Raw genomic sequence first — 18,698 nt, 5'->3', positions numbered from 1 at the left:
ACGACGGAATTCGTGCACTTTCCCCGAAACTGCACGAGCGCCGCCGCTCTGCGGCGACGGGGGGCGGTCACCAGCTCGGGTCGTCGAGGGGGCGGAGCAGCGGCAGGCCGTCGAGGGTCTGCGCGATCAGTTTGGCGTTGCCGGTGGGCAGGTGGCTCATCCGCAGGTTGCGGTGGACCGGGCAGTCGCAGGCGGGGTCCAGCGGCGCCGGGCAGGCCGCGCGGGCCAGCCGCAGCGGCGCGATCGCGGAGTCGTCGAGGAACCACAGCCGGTCTCCGGGCCGCACCGTGTCCGCGTCGCGGATCCGCTGGCCGAGGATCACCTCCTCATCGCAGGCGCAGGCGAACAGCCAGGTCTCCATCGAGCCGTCGGCCGAGATCGCGAACCAGGCGCCGAACTGGAGGTCGCAGTCGTCGAGTGAGGCGTGCTCCGAGGACCGCCCGAGCACTGCGGGACGGTCCAGGCGGATGCGGTCCTCGCCCCATACCGCCTCGCGGGTGGAGGCCGTCCTGACCTGCTCGGCCGCGTCCACGGCGTCCTTCATCAGGGCGATCAGGTCGCCGGCCGGTGCGGACAGGTCCTCCGTGGTGGCGACCGTGAGCCGCACCGTGCAGACCCCGACCGCGTCGAGCTGCACCGACAGGCGCCCGCCCCGCCCGGCGACGGCCACGTCCCGCCCGCTCAGCTCGGTGTCGACGGGCAGCGGCTCGACGAGCGCGGTGGCGGGCAGGCCGAGCTCCCGGCACAGCGGCTCCAGGCGGTGCCGCGTCATCCAGCGCACCCGCTCGACCCACACCTGGCGGCCGTCGACGCGCAGCGACGGGGCCCGGCGGTGGCTGCGGTCCCGGATCTCCCGCTCGGTACGCCAGAAGACCTCCCGCACCGTGTCCGGGTCCGGCAGCGGCGTGGCGCCCTCGATCCGCGCGGCCAGGGCAGCCGCCTGCTCGGGCCGGACCGGGTCCCAGGTGTCGTCGAACTCGGGGCGCAGGGCGCGGCCCCAGCCCGGGTCGTACACCCAGGCGCCCTCGCGATGGCGCCACAGCAGGCAGTGCTCGTAGCCGCGGTAGCGGACGTCCGCGTGGCTGCGGCCGGTGATCAGGACGGTCAGCGGCGGGGCGTCGCGGCGGCGGTCGGCCTCGGTCGCGTACACCACGTAGTAGTGCAGCTCGGCGTTGTAGTCCTCCGGCGGCCCGGGGTCGGCCGGGCGCGGGTCAGAAGGCCGGTCGGGCGGGGGCACGGCGCGGCGCCAGGGCGATGACGGTCGTGACCAGCAGGCCCACCACCACCGCGATCATCGCGCCGAGGTACGCGTCGGCCTGGTAGCTCAGCGAGCGGGACAGGCCCGGCCCGCCGATGCCGTACGCGATGGCGATCAGCAGCGGACCCGCGGCGCCGGACAGGGCGATCAGCGTGCGCGAGCGCCCGGCCCGCCGCGCGACCAGCCCGCAGACCAGCGCCGCGAGCACCGCCAGCACCGGTGCGGTGAACGAGGCACGGGGGATGGGCTCCAGCGAGCTGACGTCGAGCACGCCCAGCCGGATCGGGTCGTAGTAGTCGCCGAGCGCGTCGCGGTTGCGCCCGAACTGGGCGGTGTCCAGGAACGACACGACCGCCAGCACCCACACCCCGGCGGTGAACACCCACAGGTTGGTGCTCAGCGGGCTGCGGGCGACCACGAACAGCGACAGCAGCAGCCCCGCGATCACCCCCGCGCCGACCGCGAGCGCGGCGGTGAGCTGCGGGTCGAACGAGGCGTGCAGTACGGCGTACCGCGCCGGTTGCAGCGTCAGCGGCAGCGCGACCGTGGCGGCGCCCAGCGCGGCGGTGCACGCCGCGAGCGCCCGCACGCCCACGCCGACGCGGCCGGTCTCCCGCTGCGCCATTCCGGCGGCGAAGGTGGCCCCGCCGACGGTGGCGCACAGCGCGAACCAGGCGATCCAGCTGAGCTGGAGGTTCCAGTCGTTGTCGGTGCCGGCCAGGAACTCGCGGTCCAGGCGCAGCGCGTTGAGTCCGTAGACGACCCCGAACTGTGCCGCCGCGATGACGGCGGCCAGGCCGAATCCGGCCGCCAGCTGCCGTACCCAGAAACGCATCACGCGGGGACCATACGTCTGCTCGGCCGGTCAGTCCACCGGGAGCCGGTAGCCTCTTTTGACCACCGTCTGGACGAACGCCGGGTCGCCCAGCCCGGCGCGCAGCCGCGCCACCGCCATCTCGACCGCGTGCTCGTCGGCCCCGCGCGGCAGCGCGGGCAGCAGCGAGGCCCGCGAGCGCACCTTGCCCGGCATCGCCGCCAGCGCCCGCAGCACCGCCATCGGGGCCGGGGCCAGCGGTTTCAGCTCGCCGTCGACCATCGCGGCGTGCCCGCGCAGCGTGAGCTGGTGCTCGGCCACCCGCAGCGTCACCGCCCGCCGGGGCAGCTCGTCGGCGATGGCGCGCACCATCGCCCCCAGGCGCGCGCGGGCCGGGGCGATGACCGGGATGTTGTGCCGGATCAGCGGTGCCGCCGTGACCGGCCCGACGCAGGCGGCCACGACGTCGTGACGCAGCGCGTCGAGCAGGGTGTCCGCGCCGCCGCCGGCAGCGGCGATGAGCGCGCCCGCCGCCGGGGCGGAGGTGAACGTGATGGCGTCGACGAGGCGGTTGGAGACCAGGTCGACCAGCCGGTGCAGCGGCGCCGGGTCCAGCGGCGGCGCCCAGCGGTACACGGGCACCTCGATGACCTCGGCCCCGGCGGCGCGCAGCGACGCGCAGAACTCCGGCTGCTGGTCGCCGTGCAGCTGAACCGCGATGACCTTCCCGGCGACCCCGCGCTGGAGCAGGTGGGCCAGGCACTCGTCGCAGCTCTCCGAGTCCGGCGACCACTGGTCGTGCAGTCCGGCGGCGCGCACCGCGCCGCGGGCCTTGGGCCCGCGGGCCACGATGTACGCGTGCACCAGCACCGCGCGCAGCGGGTCGGCCAGGCCCCAGCCCTCGGCCGCCTCCAGCCAGCCCCGCATGCCGATGCCGGTGTTGGCCACCACCATGTCGGGCGGCGCGTCCAGGCAGCGCCGGGTCGCCTCGCGCAGCTGCGAGTCGTCGTGCAGCGGGACGATCCGCAGCGCCGGGGCGATGACCACCCGGGCGCCGCGGCGTTCCAGCAGTGCGGCCAGTTCGTCCCGCCGACGGTCGGCGGTGACGCCGACGGTGAACCCGGCCAGCTCGGTCATGACCCGTCCTCGTCCCCCGTGGCGGGACCGGTGTGCGGACTGCTCACGGCCGGTCCAGCGTGACTTCGACGGTGCCGCCCTCACACCGCACCGGGTACGTGGGCAGGGCCACGCCCGGCAGGTCCAGGCACTCGCCGGTGCGCAGGTCGTAGACCTGCTTGTGCAGCGGCGAGGCCACCGTCGGCACGCCGCCGCGGTCGCCGACGATGCCGCGCGACATCACCTGGGCGCCCGCGATCGGGTCGCGGTTGCCGATGGCGTACAGGTCGCCGTCGTAGGTACGGAAGATCGCGATCTGCACCCCGTCGACGAGCGCGGCCACGCCCCGCTCGGGCAGCAGCCGGTCGTACGAGCACACCGAGGTCCAGAACGCCGTAGTCGCAGTGATGGTCACCGGGCACCTCCGATGGTGACGGGCACCGGACCCTGGCGCGTCGGGACCTTCTGCCCGCGCTCCACCTCGAACGTGATGTCCGGGTCGGGGGTCTCCGGTGCGTTGACGAACGAGACGAAGCGGGCCAGCCGGTCCGGGTCGTCCAGGGTGGCCCGCCACTCGTCGGCGTATGCCGTGACGTGCTGGGCCATCTGCGCGTCGAGTTCGGCGCACAGCCCGAGCGAGTCGTCCACGATGACGTCGCGCAGGTGGTCGAGTCCACCGTCCATCGCCTCCAGCCAGGCGGCGGTGCGCTGGAGCCGGTCGGCGGTGCGGATGTAGTACATGAGGAACCGGTCGATGTAGCGGACCAGGTCCTCGGTCGACAGGTCGGTCAGGAACAGGTCCGCGTGGCGCGGGCGGAAGCCGCCGTTGCCGGCGACGTACAGGTTCCAGCCGTTCTCGGTGGCGATGATGCCGAAGTCCTTGCTGCGGGCCTCGGCGCACTCGCGGGCGCAGCCGCTGACCGCGGACTTGAGCTTGTGCGGGGCGCGCAGGCCGCGGTAGCGCAGCTCCAGGTCGATGGCCAGGCCGACGGAGTCCTGCACGCCGTACCGGCACCAGGTCTCGCCGACGCAGCTCTTCACCGTGCGCAGCGCCTTGCCGTACGCGTGGCCGGACTCGAACCCGGCCTCGACCAGCCGCTGCCAGATGACCGGCAGCTGCTCGACGCGGGCGCCGAACAGGTCGATCCGCTGCCCACCCGTGATCTTCGTGTACAGCCCGAAGTCCCGCGCCACCTCGCCGATCACGATCAGCTTCTCCGGCGTGATCTCGCCCCCGGGGATGCGCGGCACCACCGAGTACGTGCCGTCGCGCTGGATGTTGGCCAGGAAGTGGTCGTTGGTGTCCTGCAGCGCGGCCTGCTCGCCGTCGAGGATGTAGCCGGGGTTGGTGGTGGCCAGGATCGAGGCGATCGCGGGCTTGCAGATGTCGCAGCCGCGGCCGCTGCCGTACGTGCTCACCAGCTCGGAGAACGAGGTGACCCGGCGGACCCGGATGATGTCGAACAGCTCCTGCCGCGAGTACGTGAAGTGCTCGCACAGCGCCTTGCTCTGCGCCACCCCGCCCGCGGCCAGCAGCTGCTTGAGCAGCGGGATGCAGGAACCGCAGCCGGTGCCCGCCTTGGTGCAGGTCTTCAGCCCGGCCACGTCGGCGCAGCCGCCCGCGATCGCGTCGGTGACGTGGTCCTTGGTCACCGCGTGGCAGGAGCACACCTGCGCGGTGCCCGGCAGGTCCATCTTCACGGCGCCGTCCCCGGCCGGGGCCAGCATGGCCAGCGGCGCGGCCGGCAGCGGCCCGCCGAGGCTGGCCCGCAGCGTCGGGTACGCGCTGGCGTCGCCGACGAGGATGCCGCCGAGCAGGGTCTTGGCGTCGTCGGTGAGCAGCAGCTTGGCGTAGACGCCGGTGACCTGGTCGGTCACCACCACGTCCAGGCCGGGCGCGAACGGGGCGCCGAAGCTGGCCACGTCGACCCCGAGCAGCTTGAGCTTGGTGGAGGTGTCGGGCAGGGCCATCTTCGATCCGCCGCCGGTGATCCGGTCGGCGACCACCTCGGCCATGGCGTACCCGGGCGCGACCAGGCCGTAGCAGACGCCGTCGCCGCCCTCGACGCTCAGTGACGCGCACTCGCCGATGGCCCAGACCGCGGGGTCGGCGGTGGCGCAGGAGTCGTCGACCAGGAAGCCGCCGCGGGGGCCCTTGGCCAGTCCGGCGGCCTCGGCCAGCTCGTCGCGCGGCCGGATGCCCGCCGCGACCACGACCACGTCCACGGCGAGCTCGCCGCCGTCGTTGAAGCGCATGGTGGTGACCCCGTCGGGGCCGCCCTCCAGGCCCGCGCAGCCGCGCGCGGTGTGCACGGTGACGCCGAGGGCCTCGATGTGGCGCCGCAGCACGGCGCCGCCGCCCTCGTCCACCTGGAGCGGCATCAGCCGCGGCGCGAACTCGACCACGTGGGTCTCCAGCCCGAGCAGGCGCAGCGCGTTGGCCGCCTCCAGGCCGAGCAGGCCGCCGCCGAGCACGGCGCCGACGCGGCGGCCGTTCGCGGTGGACCACTCCCTGAGCTGCTCCAGGTCGTCGATGGTCCGGTAGACGAAGACGCCGGGCAGGTCCGCCCCGGCGATCGGCGGGACGAAGGCGCGCGAGCCGGTGGCGAGCACCAGCGCGTCGTACGGCGTCTCGCCGGCGGGGGTGACCACCACCCGGCGGTCGCGGTCGATCGCGGTGACGGCCTGGCCCAGCCGCAGCTCGACCCCGGCGGGCGCCCCGCCCAGGTCCAGGTCGGCGGCGTCGTACGTGTCGAACCAGGCCGACAGGCGGACCCGGTCGTAGGCGGGGCGGTGCTCCTCGGCCAGGACCGTCACGGTCCAGCCGTCGGCGCCGCGGTCGGCGAAGGCCTCCAAGAATCGCTGCGCCACCATGCCGTGGCCCGCGACGACGAGATTCCTGCTCATGCAGACACCCCCACGCTGTACGAGGTGGATCGCCACATCACCGGGCGGCCGGACGCATCCTTGCGGTCGGGCCGGACGGTGGTGGCACGAATAGCGCCGACGGCGCGGGCCCGGGAACGGGCCGGAGGAAGGCAGTCCATGGGGTCACCGGCTCTGGCGTCCGGTGGCCGGGCGGGAGGCTGTCGGCCGGTGCTCAACCGCGACGAGGCGGGCACGACCGGCCGGTGCTGGGACGGGTTCGACGAGGAGCCGCGGCGCGCCTGCCCGGTCCGCCGGGGGGCAGGACATGGACTCGCCTTTGACGGCGTCCACCCGCTCCCACGTGACGCCGGCGAAGTCCGCCGCCCCTCCAGCGGTGGCACGCCGCAGCTCCTCGAAGACGGCGCGCGGTGCCGCGGCAGAACCGCGGAACCGCGCGCCTCCGATGTCGGCGGTGCCGTCACCGGTGTGGCCGAGCTGGGAGGCCAGCTCGGCCGACACCGCCAGATCCGTCCCTACCCCTGGCGGTGGCTCCTGGTGGGCGCGGCGCTCGCGCGCCGCACTCTCCAATGTGGTCATTGTGCCATCTGCTGCGACCCATTGGGCCACAGGCCGCACCACATCTACTATGGCGAGCGTCTCACTGTGCCCGAATTCGTAGGATGACAGCAGGTCAGCAGCGCTGCGCCGGTTCGTCACAGCCGCCGGGCACGCCCCGGGCGCCGCCGCGACGGTGGCGGCGGATGCGGATGGGGCGGGCGTGGCCATGGCGAAATCCTGCGGTCCGGGAGTTTCGCTCCCGGGTCCCTTATGTTTCCAACCTGCTAAGACCAACGCACGACGTGCCGGTAAACCCTGTTGGGATGCCGGATGGCCGCACGGCGCCCCGCGCGGGCGACCTCCGATCGGTGGATACCGAGGTCGGCACAGGTAGGGCGGAACGGTCCGCGCCGGGTGGGCCGGTCGGTGGATTACCCCACGGAGGTGCTAACGGTTACGATGAAGTCACACTGCGTAAAAGTGCTCAGAAGTAGGCATTCTCACTCAACTTCGTGGCACGAAGAACGGGATGACTGATGGTCACACCGAGCGTAATCTGATCGGCATGACTGCCAAAGTAACCCTGTCCTTCGCGGACGACACGATTGAGGAAGCGCGCCGCTACGCCGAGCGCGACGGCTTGTCCCTGTCGGCCTGGATGGATCAGGCCGCGCGGGAGAAGGCCCTCCGGGAGCTGTTCACCGCCCACGCGGACGTCGTCCGCCGGGCCGGGATCGACCGCCTGGAGAAGAGCGCGCTGGACGACGAGCGCGAAGTGGAGATGGTACGCCTGGAATTGTCAGGACGGGGGCGGCGTGCTGCGTAGAGGCGAGATCTGGCGCATCGACGGCGCCCGGGAGCGGCTCGGGCTGGTGATCAGCTCGGATGTGTACAACAGCACCGACGTGCCCATCGTGATCGTGGCCGAGGTGGTGGAGGAAGAGGAACTGCGCGACTCCCCGCTGGCCGTGCCCATGGGCGAACTGATCATCATGCCCGACCGGGTTTCGTCACCGATGAAGAAGTGGTTCACGGACATGGTCGATGTCGCCGACACCGACACCATGCGCAGAGTCGGTCGTGCCCTGCGCATCATCCAGGACCTCTAGCACTCCTCGGTGTCGCCGCAAGCCTCTGCTTCCTTGGGGCAGGCCTCCCGCATCATCGTGTGCAGCGGCGTGAACAGCTCGGTCAGCATGGCCAGCTGCTCCGCCGAGAGCCGGTCGATGAAGATCGCCCGGACCAGCGCCACATGATGCGGGGCCACCCTGCGGATGGTCTCCCAGCCCTGCTCGGTGAGCACCGCGTACTGGCCGCGCCGGTCGTCGGCGCAGCTCTCGCGGCGGACCATCCCGGCCCGCTCCATGCGGGTGATCTGATGCGACAGCCGGCTCTTCTCCAGCAGCATCGTCTGGGACAGCTCGGACATGCGCATCCGGCGCCCTGGCGCCTCGGAGAGGCTCACCAGCACGCCGTAGTCGGTGCCGGACAGCCCGTGCTGCGCCATCCCGCGCTCCAGCTCGGCCGTCACCAGCTTCGAGGTGAAGATGAAGCTGCGCCACGCGGCCTGTTCGGGCTCGGTCAGCCAGTTGGCAGTCGTCGTCGGGGTCGCCGTCGTCGGGGTCGCGGTCGTCGCCATGTATTCCACCCTAGAGGGGTGAGGGCCTTACCCTCACCCCTCGTCCGTCCGGATCAGGCCGTCGTAACGACCTCGTCGTAGTCCAGCCGCGGGTTGCGGTCGAACCACGCGTTCTCGCCCGGCTTGCCGATGTTGACCACCGCCAGCACCCGGTGGGCGCCGTCGGCGAAGAAGTCCTTGTTGATGCCCTCGGCGTCGAAGCCGGTCATCGGGCCCGCGGCCAGGCCGGCCGCGCGTACGCCCAGGATGAAGTAGCCGACCTGCAGGGCGGCGTTGAAGCGGGCCGTCTCGGTGCGGGCGGCGTCGTCGCCGAACCAGTCCCGCGCGCCCGGGGCGTGCGGGAAGGTGCGGTGCAGGTCGTCGTGGAAGTCGGTGTCCGCGGCGAGGATCGCCGTCAGGGGCGCCGTCGAGGTCTTGCCCTTGTTGCCGTCGGCCATGCGCTCGACCAGCTGCGTGCGGGCCTGGTCGGAGCGGACCAGCACGACGCGCAGCGGCTGCATGTTGAGCGAGGTCGGGGCGTACTTGACCAGGTCGTAGATGGCCCGGACCTGCTCGTCGGTCACCGGCTCGTCGGTGAACGCGTTGGCGGTGCGGGCGCTGCGGAACAGCAGGTCCTGAGCCTGCTGGTCGAGAACGAGCGACATCTTGTCTTTCCTCCGAAGTCGGTCTGTGGGCTGGTGACCAGCCACTGATGCCAACTTTGGTGAAAATTCAACTATTCCGCAAGCCTCAGCGGTGTGGCCATCGCCACTGCTGGTATACCGCAACGCCGCCGATCGGCGGCGGGCAGGGTGCGGCCGGGCGGTGGTGGCCGCCCGGCCGCTCGGGGAGGAGGTCAGATGCCGGCGTGGGCCAGGCTGGGGGCCTGGGCGGCCAGCACGCGCTTGCGCAGGTAGCACCACCAGGTGACGGCCAGGCAGACGCCGTACATCACGGCGAACCAGGTGAAGGCGGTGCTGATGCCGCCGGTGGCCTTGATCGAGTCGCTGATGGCGCGGGGCAGGTAGAAGCCGCCCACCGCCCCGATCGCACCCGCGATGCCCAGCGTCGCCGCCGACTCCCGCTTGGCGGTGGCGAGGTCGGGCGAGGTCGCGGCGAAGATCGCCGGGATCATCCGGTACGTCGACCCGTTGCCCGCCCCGGCCGCGGCGAACAGGAACAGGAACGAGCTCAGGAACAGCCCCATGCTGTGCGCCGACACCGAGGCGACGACGCCGTACGAGCCGAGGCCCATGAGGATGTAGCAGGCGGCGGTGACCCGGGCCCCGCCGGTGCGGTCGGCCAGCCAGCCGCCCAGCGGGCGGGTGAGCGAGCCGATCAGCGGCCCGGCGAAGGCCAGCGTGACCGTGGCCGTGCCCACGTGCGCCACCGGCGCCTCGGGGAACTGGAGCTTGAGCACCAGCGGGAACGCGGCCGAGTAGCCGAGGAACGAGCCGAAGGTCCCGATGTACAGGAACGACATGATCCAGGTGTGCGCCCGCTTGACCGTGGCGAACTGGGCCTTGAGCGGCGACCGGGCCACGTCGAGGTTGTTCATGAACAGCCGGGCGCAGATCGCGGCCGCCAGCACCAGCGGCACCCACATCAGGCCGCCGTAGACCAGGCCGGCCGACAGGACGATCGGCACGATCAGCTGCATCGTACTGATGCCGATGTTGCCGCCCGCGGCGTTGAGGCCCAGCGCCACGCCCTTCTCCCGCTCCGGGAAGAAGAAGGAGATGTTGGTCATGGAGGAGGCGAAGTTGCCCCCGCCCACGCCCGCGGTCGCCGCCAGCAGCAGCACCACCCAGTACGCGGGCTTCGTCGTCACCGCGAAGATCAGCCCGGCCAGGGGGATCAGCAGCAGCATCGCGCTGATCGAGGTCCAGGTGCGCCCGCCGAACCGCGTCACCGCGAAGGTGTACGGCAGGCGCATCAGCGCGCCGATCAGGTTCGGCAGCGCGACCAGCCAGAACTTCTGGTCCACGGTGTAGGGGAACTGCGCGGCGGGCAGCGCCACCACCACGACGCTCCACAGGGTCCACACAGAGAAGCCGAGGTGCTCGGCGAAGATCGAGAAGATCAGGTTGCGGCGCGCGACCCTGCGGCCGGTGGACGCCCAGAACTCGGGGTTCTCGGGGTCCCAGTGACTAAGTGCGGCGGTGCCGGCCGGGGCGGGCGCCGGAGCAAGGGCGGTCATGGTGACGAACGTACGAACGAGTCATTGCCGTGTTGTTCCGTCGTTCATACCTTTGCTGTGAATCCTGCCGCACCTTGCGGGCCCGACTGCTGTGAAGAGCGGCGGGTGAAACCGGACATCAGGACCGGTAACACAACAGCGTAGGCCCGTTTTGACCGGCCCCAGGGGCAGCGGGTATCGTTAGCGGCTGTTGTGCGAGAGGTGGCGCCGAGCCGGTATCCCTGATGCTCAGGTAGGCTTGTCGTTCGCGCGCCGGCCCGTTCGTGGCCGGCCGGAATCGCAGAATCCGTTGGTCGTGGGCAGTAACGCCCGCGATCACACAGACCTACGACGAGACAAGGTAGACCTGTGCGTACGTACAGCCCGAAGCCGGGTGAGATCGAGCGTCAGTGGCACGTTATCGACGCTTCTGACGTCGTGCTGGGCCGGCTCGCCACCCACACCGCCAACCTCCTGCGCGGTAAGCACAAGCCGACTTTCGCGCCGCACGTCGACACCGGCGACTTTGTGATTGTCATCAACGCCGGCAAGGTGGCGCTGACCGGCAACAAGCGCGCGACCAAGATCGCTTACCGGCACTCCGGTTACCCGGGTGGCCTGAAGCAGATCGGCTACGAGGAGCTGCTGACCAAGCGCCCCGAGAAGGCGATCGAGCTGGCCGTGAAGGGCATGATCCCCCACAACAAGCTGGGCCGTCAGATTATGTCGAAGCTGAAGGTCTACGCTGGCGCGGAGCACCCGCACGCGGCGCAGCAGCCCGTGCCGTTCGAGATCAAGCAGATCGCGCAGTGAGCGCGGACGAAGGAATCACCATGACCGACACTTCTGTGCCGACCCAGGCCGATGTCGAGGCTGAGGCCTCGGTCGTCGTCGCCGCGAAGGTCCAGGCCACCCCGAAGTTCAAGGGTGACCGGCCGATCCAGACCGTGGGCCGCCGCAAGCAGGCCATCGTCCGGGTGCGTCTGCTCCCCGGCACCGGCAAGATCACCTGCAACGGCCGTGAGCTGGAGAAGTACTTCCCCAGCAAGGTGGCGCAGCAGTCGGTCCGCGAGCCGCTGGTGACCGCCGAGAAGAACGAGAACCTCGACGTGATCGCCAACCTGCACGGCGGTGGCATCACCGGCCAGGCCGGCGCGCTGCGCCTGGCCATCGCGCGGGCGCTGTGCGAGCTCGACATCGACGACCGCCCGGCGCTGAAGAAGGCCGGCTTCCTGACCCGTGACGCTCGGGTCAAGGAGAGCAAGAAGTACGGTCTCAAGAAGGCCCGTAAGGCCCCGCAGTACTCCAAGCGTTGATCTCTCTTCGCTGAACGGCCGGGCACGCTGCTGCACGACAGCTGGCGTGTCCGGCCGTTCGCTTTCTCTCAGCCGGCCACGAGCCGGCTTCTCACCTCATCCGGATGTGGCCCGGCGTGTCGCCCGCCCACTCCGCCTTTCGCCACCCCGTCAGAAAGGGCACCCCGATGGCACGCCTCTTCGGCACCGACGGCGTACGCGGTCTCGCCAACGCTGACCTCAGCCCCGAACTCGCCATGTCGCTCGCGCTCGCCGCGGCGCACACGCTGCCCGACCCGGCCAAGCTCCAGCCGCCGCTGGTGGTGGTCGGCCGGGACCCGCGGGCCAGCGGCGAGATGCTGGAGGCGGCCGTGGTCGCCGGTCTGACCGCGGCCGGTGCAAACGTGGTGCGGGTCGGCGTGCTGCCCACCCCCGGGGTGGCCTTCCTGACCGCCGAGGTGCGGGCGGACTTCGGCGTGATGATCTCCGCCAGCCACAACCCGATGCCCGACAACGGCATCAAGTTCTTCGCCGAGGGCGGGCACAAGCTCACCGACGAGCAGGAGGACGCCATCGAGGCGGCGCTGGGCGAGCGGTGGACGCGGCCCACCGGCGCCGCGGTCGGCCGGGCGCACGACCTGCTCGACGGTGCGGAGCACTACACCGCGCACCTGGTGGGCGCGGCCGAGCACTCGCTGTCGGGCCTGACCGTCGTGGTCGACTGCGCCCACGGCGCGGCCAGCGACGTCGCACCGGAGGCGTTCCGCCAGGCCGGTGCCGAGGTGATCGCCATCAACGCCGAGCCGGACGGTCTCAACATCAACGACGGGTGCGGCGCCACCCACCTCGGCCCGTTGCAGGCGGCCGTGGTCGAGCACGGGGCCGACCTCGGCATCGCGGTCGACGGCGACGCCGACCGCTGTCTGGCCGTGGACGCCAACGGTGCCGAGGTCGACGGCGACCAGATCATGGCGATCCTGGCCCTGGGCATGCGCGACGCGGGCACCCTGGTCGACGACACGCTGGTCGCGACGGTCATGAGCAACCTCGGCCTGCGCATCGCGATGCGCGAGGCGGGCATCACCCTGGTCGAGGCCAAGGTCGGTGACCGCTACGTGCTGGAGGAGCTGCGCAACGGCGGTTTCAGCCTCGGCGGCGAGCAGAGCGGGCACGTGGTCTTCACCGACCACGCCACCACCGGCGACGGGGTGCTGACCGGCCTGCGGCTGATGGCGCGGATGGCGCAGACCGGCACCTCGCTGGCCGGGCTGGCCGGGGTGATGAGCAAGCTGCCGCAGGTGCTGATCAACGTACGGGTGGCCGACCGGGCGGTGGCCGGGGCGCCGGAGATCCTGGCGGCGGTGGCGGCGGCCGAGGCCCAGCTCGCCGGTGCGGGCCGGGTCCTGCTGCGCCCGTCGGGCACCGAGCCGCTGGTGCGGGTCATGGTCGAGGCGTCCAGCGAGGACACCGCGCAGAAGATCGCCGAGGGTATCGCCGCCGACGTGCGCGCGGCCAGCCCGCTGGCCGACTGACCCCGAGTACGAGAGAAGCGGCGCGCCCCGGTCCGGGGCGCGCCGCTTCGCCGTTCCGGCGGGTCAGCTCATGAAGATCGCGGTGCAGACCACCGAGATGTCATTGCCGTCGTTGCGCTTGCGCTCGGTGCCGTCGATCGAGATCGAGCAGCTCTCGAACTTGGTGGAGTCGTCGAGCGTGTCGAACGCCATCACCGATACGGCGAAGGTGTCCTGGTCGACGGTGATGTCCTTGGACCACGGCAGGGTCACGGTCTCGGTCTGCGGGCCGCCGCTGCCGGCGTTCCAGGTGATGCTGGTCTTGCCGCTGCCCTCGACGGCGAGGTGGACCGAGTGCGAGCCGCCGGGCTTGCCGGTCTCGACATCCATGGTGGGGAAGGTGTCGACGATCTCCTGCGCCTTGTCCTTGGCCTTGCCGTAGAGGATCCAGCCGCCGACGCCGCAGGCCGCGCACAGCAGCAGCACGACACCGACGATGATGCCGATGATCATTCCCGCGTTGCTCTTCTTCGCCGGCTGCTGGATCGGCGAGACAGGCGCGCCGTACTGCCCGTACTGCGGGGGCTGAGGGGGCTGCGCCTGGTTGGGGTCGTACGGAGGGGGGTAACTCATGGGCGGATGGTAGACCGGAGCCCGCACGGTCGCGGGCTCCGTGCCCAGTACCCGTCAGACTTCGAGATCGCGGATGCAGGTGACCGAGCCCTTGCCGGTCTGCCGGTCGGCCTCCTTGCCGTCGATCACGATCACACAGGTGATCGCGGCCGTGCCCGGCACGGTCGCCGAGACCGAGGTCCGCAGGTATGAGCCGTACCCCGTCCAGCTGCGGGTCCACGGCAGCGGGGCGGTAGCGGTGTTGTATCCCGCCGGCGTCTGGAAGCTGATCTTCGCAGTGCCCTTGCCCGTGATCCGGTACTCCACCGTGTGCCCCCGGCCCGTCGTCGGCGAGGCGTCCGGGCTGGGCTCGTCCCCGTAGCCGCCGTACGGGTCGTATGTCGGGTAGGTGTGGACGCGGTTGGCCGCCTCGCTCAGGCTGCGGGCCATCAGCACCCCGCCGATCGCGCACAGGCAGACCACGAGCAGCACCACGCCCGCGATGATGCCGATCACCAGGCCGGTGTTGCTCTTCTTCGGCGGCGGAGGGGCCATCGGTGCGATCGTCGGACCGGAGGGATACGCCCCCGGCGCCGGATACGCCTGGTACGGGCCCGGCACGGCGCCACCGGGCGGAGCCCAGCCGCCCGCGGCCGGGCCGGGCTGGCCCTGCGGTGCGCCGGGCTGGCCCCACCCGCCCGCAGCCGGGGCCGACGGGGGCTGCCAGGCGGGCGGTGCCTCCGGGGGCTGCCAGGGGCCGGGGGCGGCGGGCCGGGGAGTGGGATCGGACGGGGCGGAGGGGTCGGTCACGCCCAGAGAGGATACCGGGCCGCACCAGCGGTTGCTGTCCGTGATCGATCATCACGTGTGCGTGAAAGACTCGACTTCGCTCATGCAATATGAGCGAAACTCCGCTAGGGTGGCTCGCATGTGCGGGATCGTGGGATACGTAGGAACTCAGTCGGCCCTCGGCGTCGTCCTCGACGGGCTGCGGCGCCTGGAATACCGGGGATACGACTCGGCGGGCGTCGCGGTGCTGGCCGACGGCCGCCTGCTGCTGGCCAAGAAGGCCGGCAAGCTGTCGAACCTGGAGAAGATGCTGGCCGAGTCCGCCGAGGCGGACCTGCGCGCCGGGCTCACCGGCATCGGGCATACCCGCTGGGCCACCCACGGCGGCCCCACCGACCGCAACGCGCACCCGCACCTGTCGACCGACGGCCGGGTCGCCGTGATCCACAACGGCATCATCGAGAACTTCGCCCGCCTGCGCGCGCAGCTCCAGGCCGACGGCGTCGAGTTCGCCAGCGACACCGACACCGAGTGCGTCGCCCACCTGCTCGCCGCCGAGCTGGCCGGGGTGCCCGGCAGCCCGGCCGCGCTCGCCGAGGCGATGCGCAAGGTCTGCGGCAAGCTGGAGGGCGCGTTCACGCTGCTCGCCGTCGACAACGAGGCGCCCGGCGCCGTGGTCGGCGCCCGCCGCAACTCCCCGCTCGTGGTCGGGCGCGGCAACGGCGAGAACTTCCTGGCCAGCGACGTCAGCGCGTTCATCGAGCACACCCGCGAAGCGGTCGAGCTGGGCCAGGACCAGATCGTCCTGATCACCGCCGACGCCATCGAGATCACCGACTTCGACGGCAACCCGGCCCAGGGCCGCGACTTCCACGTGGACTGGGACGCGCGCGCGGCCGAGAAGGGCGGGCACGACTGGTTCATGCTCAAGGAGATCGCCGAGCAGCCGGAGGCCGTCGCCGACACGCTGCGCGGCCGCATCGGCGAGACCGGCGAGATCATGCTCGACGAGGTGCGCCTGACCGACCAGGACCTGCGCGACGTCGACAAGGTCTTCATCGTCGCCTGCGGCACGGCCTACCACGCGGGCCTGGTCGCCAAGTACGCGATCGAGCACTGGACGCGCATCCCGTGCGAGGTGGAGCTGGCCAGCGAGTTCCGCTACCGCGACCCGGTGCTCGACCGGTCCACGCTGGTCGTGGCGATCTCGCAGTCCGGCGAGACCATGGACACGCTGATGGCGCTGCGCCACGCCAAGGAGCAGAAGGCCCGCGTGCTGGCCATCTGCAACACCAACGGCTCGACCATCCCGCGCGAGTCCGACGCGGTGCTGTACACCCACGGCGGCCCCGAGATCGCGGTGGCCTCCACCAAGGCGTTCCTCACCCAGCTCGCCGCCTGCTTCCTGGTCGGCCTGCACCTGGCCCAGGTGCGCGGCGTCAAGTACGCCGACGAGGTCGCCGCGGTCGTCGCGCAGCTCCAGGAGATGCCCGACAAGATCGAGAAGGTGCTCGGCACCATGGAGCCCGTCCGCGAGCTGGCCCGCGAGCTGTCCACCGCCTCGACGGTGCTGTTCATCGGCCGCCACGTCGGATACCCGGTGGCGCTGGAGGGTGCGCTCAAGCTCAAGGAGCTGGCCTACATGCACGCTGAGGGCTTCGCGGCGGGCGAGCTCAAGCACGGCCCGATCGCGCTGATCGACCACGGCACGCCGGTCGTGTGCGTGGTGCCCTCGCCCGCCGGGCGCGGGGTGCTGCACGACAAGATCGTCAGCAACATCCAGGAGGTGCGCGCCCGTGGCGCCCGCACCATCGTCATCGCCGAGGAGGGCGACGAGGCCGTCGTGCCGTACGCCGACCTGCTGGTGCGGGTGCCGCGCACGCCGACGCTGCTCGCTCCGTTCGTGACCACGGTGCCGCTGCAGGTGCTGGCCGCCGAGATCGCCGCCGCGCGCGGCCACGACGTCGACCAGCCCCGCAACCTGGCCAAGTCCGTCACGGTGGAGTAGGGCCGGTCTCCGTGCCCGTGACGATGTGCGCCATCGTCTCCAGGGCCGGGCTGGCCGAGTCGAAGTAGCCGGAGTGGGCCGCGAGCGGATCGCGGCCCACTCCGGCGTCGAACACCCGCGCGCCGAACTGCGCCGACGACGGGTCCACCCCGTGCCACAGGTCGGCGTTGCCGCGGAACAGCGCGTCCGTGGCCGCCCCGGCGGCGATCAGTGCCGGGCCGCCGACCGCGTCCAGCGCCACCTCGCCCTTGGAACTGGCCGCCAGGATCAGGTCGTTGCGGGCCGTGGCCGCCCACACGTGCGCGGGATCGCGCAGCTCGGCGGCGCTGCCCACACCCATCCCCGGGCTGCCCAGGGCCACGATCTCGTCGGCGGCCAGCGCGCCGTCGCGGTCGGCCAGACCCAGGGCGAGTGAGCCGTACGAGTGGCCGACGACCGTGTGCCGCCCCGGCTCGCCCTCATGCGTGGCCGCCAGCCCGTCCTGGAAGGCGGCCAGGTCCGGGGCGGCGTCGCGGGCCGAGGTCTCCAGCAGCGCGTCCAGCCCGTCGGGCGGGTCGTAGCCCAGCCACAGGATCGCCGACGTGCGCTGCTCGGGTGCCGTCGCGGTGGCGCGCAGTTGCAGCGCGGAGGCCCGGCTCAGCTCGCCCTCGACCGAGTCGATCGACGCCCCGCTGCCCGGCACGTACGTCGCGGTGCTGTCGGCGGCGTCGGGGTCCCCGACCGCGATCACGGCCCGCCCGTCCCCGGCCGCGTCGAAGCCCATCAGGTATGCCCGGGGCTCCTGCCGGTCCAGCCGGGCCGCCAGCCCTTCCAGCGTGTGGATCCGGCGCTCCGTGCCGTCCGGCGGATGCGGTGCCGCCAGGACCGCCCGCAGCCGGTCCAGTTCGGTGTCCAGCCGCTGCCGGTTGGCCTGGTCGCGGGCGGCCACGGGCACCCCGTCCAGGCCGCCGACGAGGTCCGGCCGGGTCACCAGCAGCCAGCGCCGCTGCGCCGGGGTCAGCGCCGCCCACCACTGCGCGACGGCGAGGATGCCGCTCGGCGGAGCCGGGGCCGGGCTGGTCGCCCAGCCGTCGCGCGCCCCGACCGCCAGCGCGGTCAGCAGGCGCGCGGTGTCGTCGTCGCTGTCGCGCACCCGGCGCAGGATCTCCGCCAGCTGCGCCGCCACCCACTTCGCGAACGCGATCTCGCCCGGGTCGGGTTTGACGGTCACCACGTCCAGGCTCACCTCGCCGTCGGGGGACACCCGGACGGGGGTGCCGCGCAGGGACGCCAGCAGGACGCGTACCCGCTGCTGGAGCGCGCGCACCAGCTCGGCGTGCCGGCACAGCAGCTGGTCCACCTCCAGCAGCACCCCCGGCACCGTCACCAGCCCGGCGCTGATGGTGCGGCAGGCGGCCTCGGCCGCCGGTGCGGCGATCCCGCCGGTCCACACCTGCCCCAGCCGGGTCACCTGCGCGTCCAGCTCGTCGGCGCGGTCGTCGACGTGCCGACTCAGCCGGCGCCAGGACGCCGCGCTGCGTGTCCACAGGTCCAGGTCGGCCGCGACCAGCTGCGCGTACGTCACGGTCATCGGGCCACCCCGATCCGGGCGCCGCCCGCGGCCGCGATCACGTCGGCGGCACGCTCGTCGCGGCCGGAGTATTCGGCGGCCGCGGTGCGCAGCCGCTGCGCGTATCCGTCGAGGGCGGTGCTGAGGCCGGTGAGGTGCGCGTTGACCTCGTACATCAGCCTGACCTGGGCGGACCTGACCGACCAGCCCTCCGGGGAGGCGGTCAGGTCGGCGGTGCGGGGCACGTCGCGGGACATGGCGCCGGCCAGGTCGGCCAGCCGGGCGGCGATGCGGACCAACTCGTGGGGGTCGACGCGCACCGGCTGGGGTGCGTTTCCGTCATCGAACTCGACATCCATGCGGGGGATGCTGCCGCGCCGGTGGAGCCTGGGGACAGCCCTGTGGATAACCAGGGGCCGGATACCCACAGACTTATCCACAGCCCTTGCCGCACCCCAGACCCCCTGGTAGCAGCCACCCACCTACACCGCAGGGGCGGCGGGGTCCGCCGCGACGGTGGGCG

At 72.1% G+C, this 18,698-nt stretch carries 19 protein-coding genes; 6 read left to right on the top strand and 13 right to left on the bottom strand.

What is annotated here, in order from left to right; translation table 11 throughout:
• Window positions 1-67: 67 nt before the first annotated feature.
• The 6 genes from Cs7R123_RS17085 to Cs7R123_RS17060 all read right to left on the bottom strand — a co-directional run bounded on the left by Cs7R123_RS17085 (window position 68) and on the right by Cs7R123_RS17060 (window position 6,842).
• On the bottom strand, window positions 68-1,237 hold the full coding sequence (locus tag Cs7R123_RS17085; protein WP_212827679.1) for a hypothetical protein: 1,170 nt from the start codon (window positions 1,235-1,237) through the stop codon (window positions 68-70).
• Window positions 1,212-2,096 (bottom strand): hypothetical protein, encoded by an 885-nt coding sequence (locus tag Cs7R123_RS17080; RefSeq protein WP_212827677.1) that lies wholly within the window; start codon window positions 2,094-2,096, stop codon window positions 1,212-1,214. Before Cs7R123_RS17080 ends, Cs7R123_RS17085 begins: the two co-directional genes overlap by 26 nt.
• Before the next feature lie 27 nt (window positions 2,097-2,123).
• Window positions 2,124-3,209: a uroporphyrinogen-III synthase gene (locus Cs7R123_RS17075; RefSeq protein ID WP_212827675.1), complete on the bottom strand. Its 1,086-nt coding sequence runs from the start codon at window positions 3,207-3,209 to the stop codon at window positions 2,124-2,126.
• Between the two features lie 43 nt (window positions 3,210-3,252).
• A complete protein-coding gene (gene nirD / locus Cs7R123_RS17070) occupies window positions 3,253-3,597 on the bottom strand; it encodes a nitrite reductase small subunit NirD (RefSeq protein ID WP_212829224.1) in 345 nt (114 codons plus the stop codon).
• 2 nt (window positions 3,598-3,599) lie between these two features.
• A complete protein-coding gene (gene nirB, locus Cs7R123_RS17065) occupies window positions 3,600-6,095 on the bottom strand; it encodes a nitrite reductase large subunit NirB (RefSeq protein WP_212827673.1) in 2,496 nt (831 codons plus the stop codon).
• A gap of 144 nt (window positions 6,096-6,239) precedes the next feature.
• The gene (locus Cs7R123_RS17060) at window positions 6,240-6,842 is read right to left on the bottom strand and encodes a hypothetical protein (protein ID WP_212827672.1); all 603 of its coding nucleotides are present in this window, start codon (window positions 6,840-6,842) and stop codon (window positions 6,240-6,242) included.
• Between the two features lie 337 nt (window positions 6,843-7,179).
• Between Cs7R123_RS17060 and Cs7R123_RS17055 the strand changes: the two genes are divergently transcribed.
• Together Cs7R123_RS17055 and Cs7R123_RS17050 are read left to right on the top strand one after the other, a co-directional pair.
• Window positions 7,180-7,440 (top strand): DUF6364 family protein, encoded by a 261-nt coding sequence (locus Cs7R123_RS17055; protein ID WP_212829223.1) that lies wholly within the window; start codon window positions 7,180-7,182, stop codon window positions 7,438-7,440.
• Window positions 7,430-7,723: a type II toxin-antitoxin system PemK/MazF family toxin gene (locus tag Cs7R123_RS17050; protein ID WP_212827671.1), complete on the top strand. Its 294-nt coding sequence runs from the start codon at window positions 7,430-7,432 to the stop codon at window positions 7,721-7,723. The genes Cs7R123_RS17055 and Cs7R123_RS17050 overlap by 11 nt, the downstream gene beginning before the upstream one ends.
• Here Cs7R123_RS17050 and Cs7R123_RS17045 read toward each other — a convergent pair.
• From Cs7R123_RS17045 to Cs7R123_RS17035, 3 genes are all read right to left on the bottom strand, one after another.
• Window positions 7,720-8,253: a MarR family winged helix-turn-helix transcriptional regulator gene (locus Cs7R123_RS17045; protein ID WP_212827670.1), complete on the bottom strand. Its 534-nt coding sequence runs from the start codon at window positions 8,251-8,253 to the stop codon at window positions 7,720-7,722. The two genes, Cs7R123_RS17050 and Cs7R123_RS17045, sit on opposite strands and share 4 nt — an antisense overlap.
• A gap of 53 nt (window positions 8,254-8,306) precedes the next feature.
• Window positions 8,307-8,897: a malonic semialdehyde reductase gene (locus Cs7R123_RS17040; protein WP_212827669.1), complete on the bottom strand. Its 591-nt coding sequence runs from the start codon at window positions 8,895-8,897 to the stop codon at window positions 8,307-8,309.
• Window positions 8,898-9,088: 191 nt separating this feature from the next.
• Window positions 9,089-10,432: an MFS transporter gene (locus Cs7R123_RS17035; protein ID WP_212827668.1), complete on the bottom strand. Its 1,344-nt coding sequence runs from the start codon at window positions 10,430-10,432 to the stop codon at window positions 9,089-9,091.
• Window positions 10,433-10,780: 348 nt separating this feature from the next.
• On the opposite strand from Cs7R123_RS17035, the gene rplM reads away from it, so the two are divergent.
• The 3 genes from rplM to glmM all read left to right on the top strand — a co-directional run bounded on the left by rplM (window position 10,781) and on the right by glmM (window position 13,238).
• A complete protein-coding gene (gene rplM, locus Cs7R123_RS17030; RefSeq protein ID WP_212827667.1) occupies window positions 10,781-11,224 on the top strand; it encodes a 50S ribosomal protein L13 in 444 nt (147 codons plus the stop codon).
• Window positions 11,225-11,244: 20 nt separating this feature from the next.
• Window positions 11,245-11,727, top strand: coding sequence for a 30S ribosomal protein S9 (rpsI, locus tag Cs7R123_RS17025; protein WP_212827666.1), 483 nt, complete (start codon window positions 11,245-11,247; stop codon window positions 11,725-11,727).
• A gap of 167 nt (window positions 11,728-11,894) precedes the next feature.
• Entirely contained in the window at window positions 11,895-13,238 is a 1,344-nt protein-coding gene (glmM, locus tag Cs7R123_RS17020; protein ID WP_212827665.1) for a phosphoglucosamine mutase, read from the top strand.
• A gap of 63 nt (window positions 13,239-13,301) precedes the next feature.
• On the opposite strand, the gene Cs7R123_RS17015 is transcribed toward glmM, so the two are convergent.
• Entirely contained in the window at window positions 13,302-13,850 is a 549-nt protein-coding gene (locus tag Cs7R123_RS17015) for a hypothetical protein (protein WP_212827664.1), read from the bottom strand.
• A gap of 54 nt (window positions 13,851-13,904) precedes the next feature.
• Window positions 13,905-14,639, bottom strand: coding sequence for a hypothetical protein (locus Cs7R123_RS17010; RefSeq protein WP_212827663.1), 735 nt, complete (start codon window positions 14,637-14,639; stop codon window positions 13,905-13,907).
• 118 nt (window positions 14,640-14,757) lie between these two features.
• On the opposite strand from Cs7R123_RS17010, the gene glmS reads away from it, so the two are divergent.
• Window positions 14,758-16,626: a glutamine--fructose-6-phosphate transaminase (isomerizing) gene (glmS, locus tag Cs7R123_RS17005; protein ID WP_212827662.1), complete on the top strand. Its 1,869-nt coding sequence runs from the start codon at window positions 14,758-14,760 to the stop codon at window positions 16,624-16,626.
• Here the strand turns inward: glmS and Cs7R123_RS17000 are convergent.
• Window positions 16,613-18,196, bottom strand: a complete 1,584-nt coding sequence (locus tag Cs7R123_RS17000) for an alpha/beta hydrolase (protein ID WP_212827661.1) — start codon at window positions 18,194-18,196, stop codon at window positions 16,613-16,615. The genes glmS and Cs7R123_RS17000 overlap by 14 nt on opposite strands.
• On the bottom strand, window positions 18,193-18,534 hold the full coding sequence (locus Cs7R123_RS16995) for a WXG100 family type VII secretion target (protein WP_212827660.1): 342 nt from the start codon (window positions 18,532-18,534) through the stop codon (window positions 18,193-18,195). Before Cs7R123_RS16995 ends, Cs7R123_RS17000 begins: the two co-directional genes overlap by 4 nt.
• Between the last annotated feature and the right edge of the window lie 164 nt (window positions 18,535-18,698).

It is taken from the genome of Catellatospora sp. TT07R-123 (assembly GCF_018327705.1).
GTDB lineage: Bacteria > Actinomycetota > Actinomycetes > Mycobacteriales > Micromonosporaceae > Catellatospora.
The sequence above is the reverse complement of the archived record's forward strand: the minus strand, read 5'-3'. Positions and strand labels throughout refer to the sequence as shown.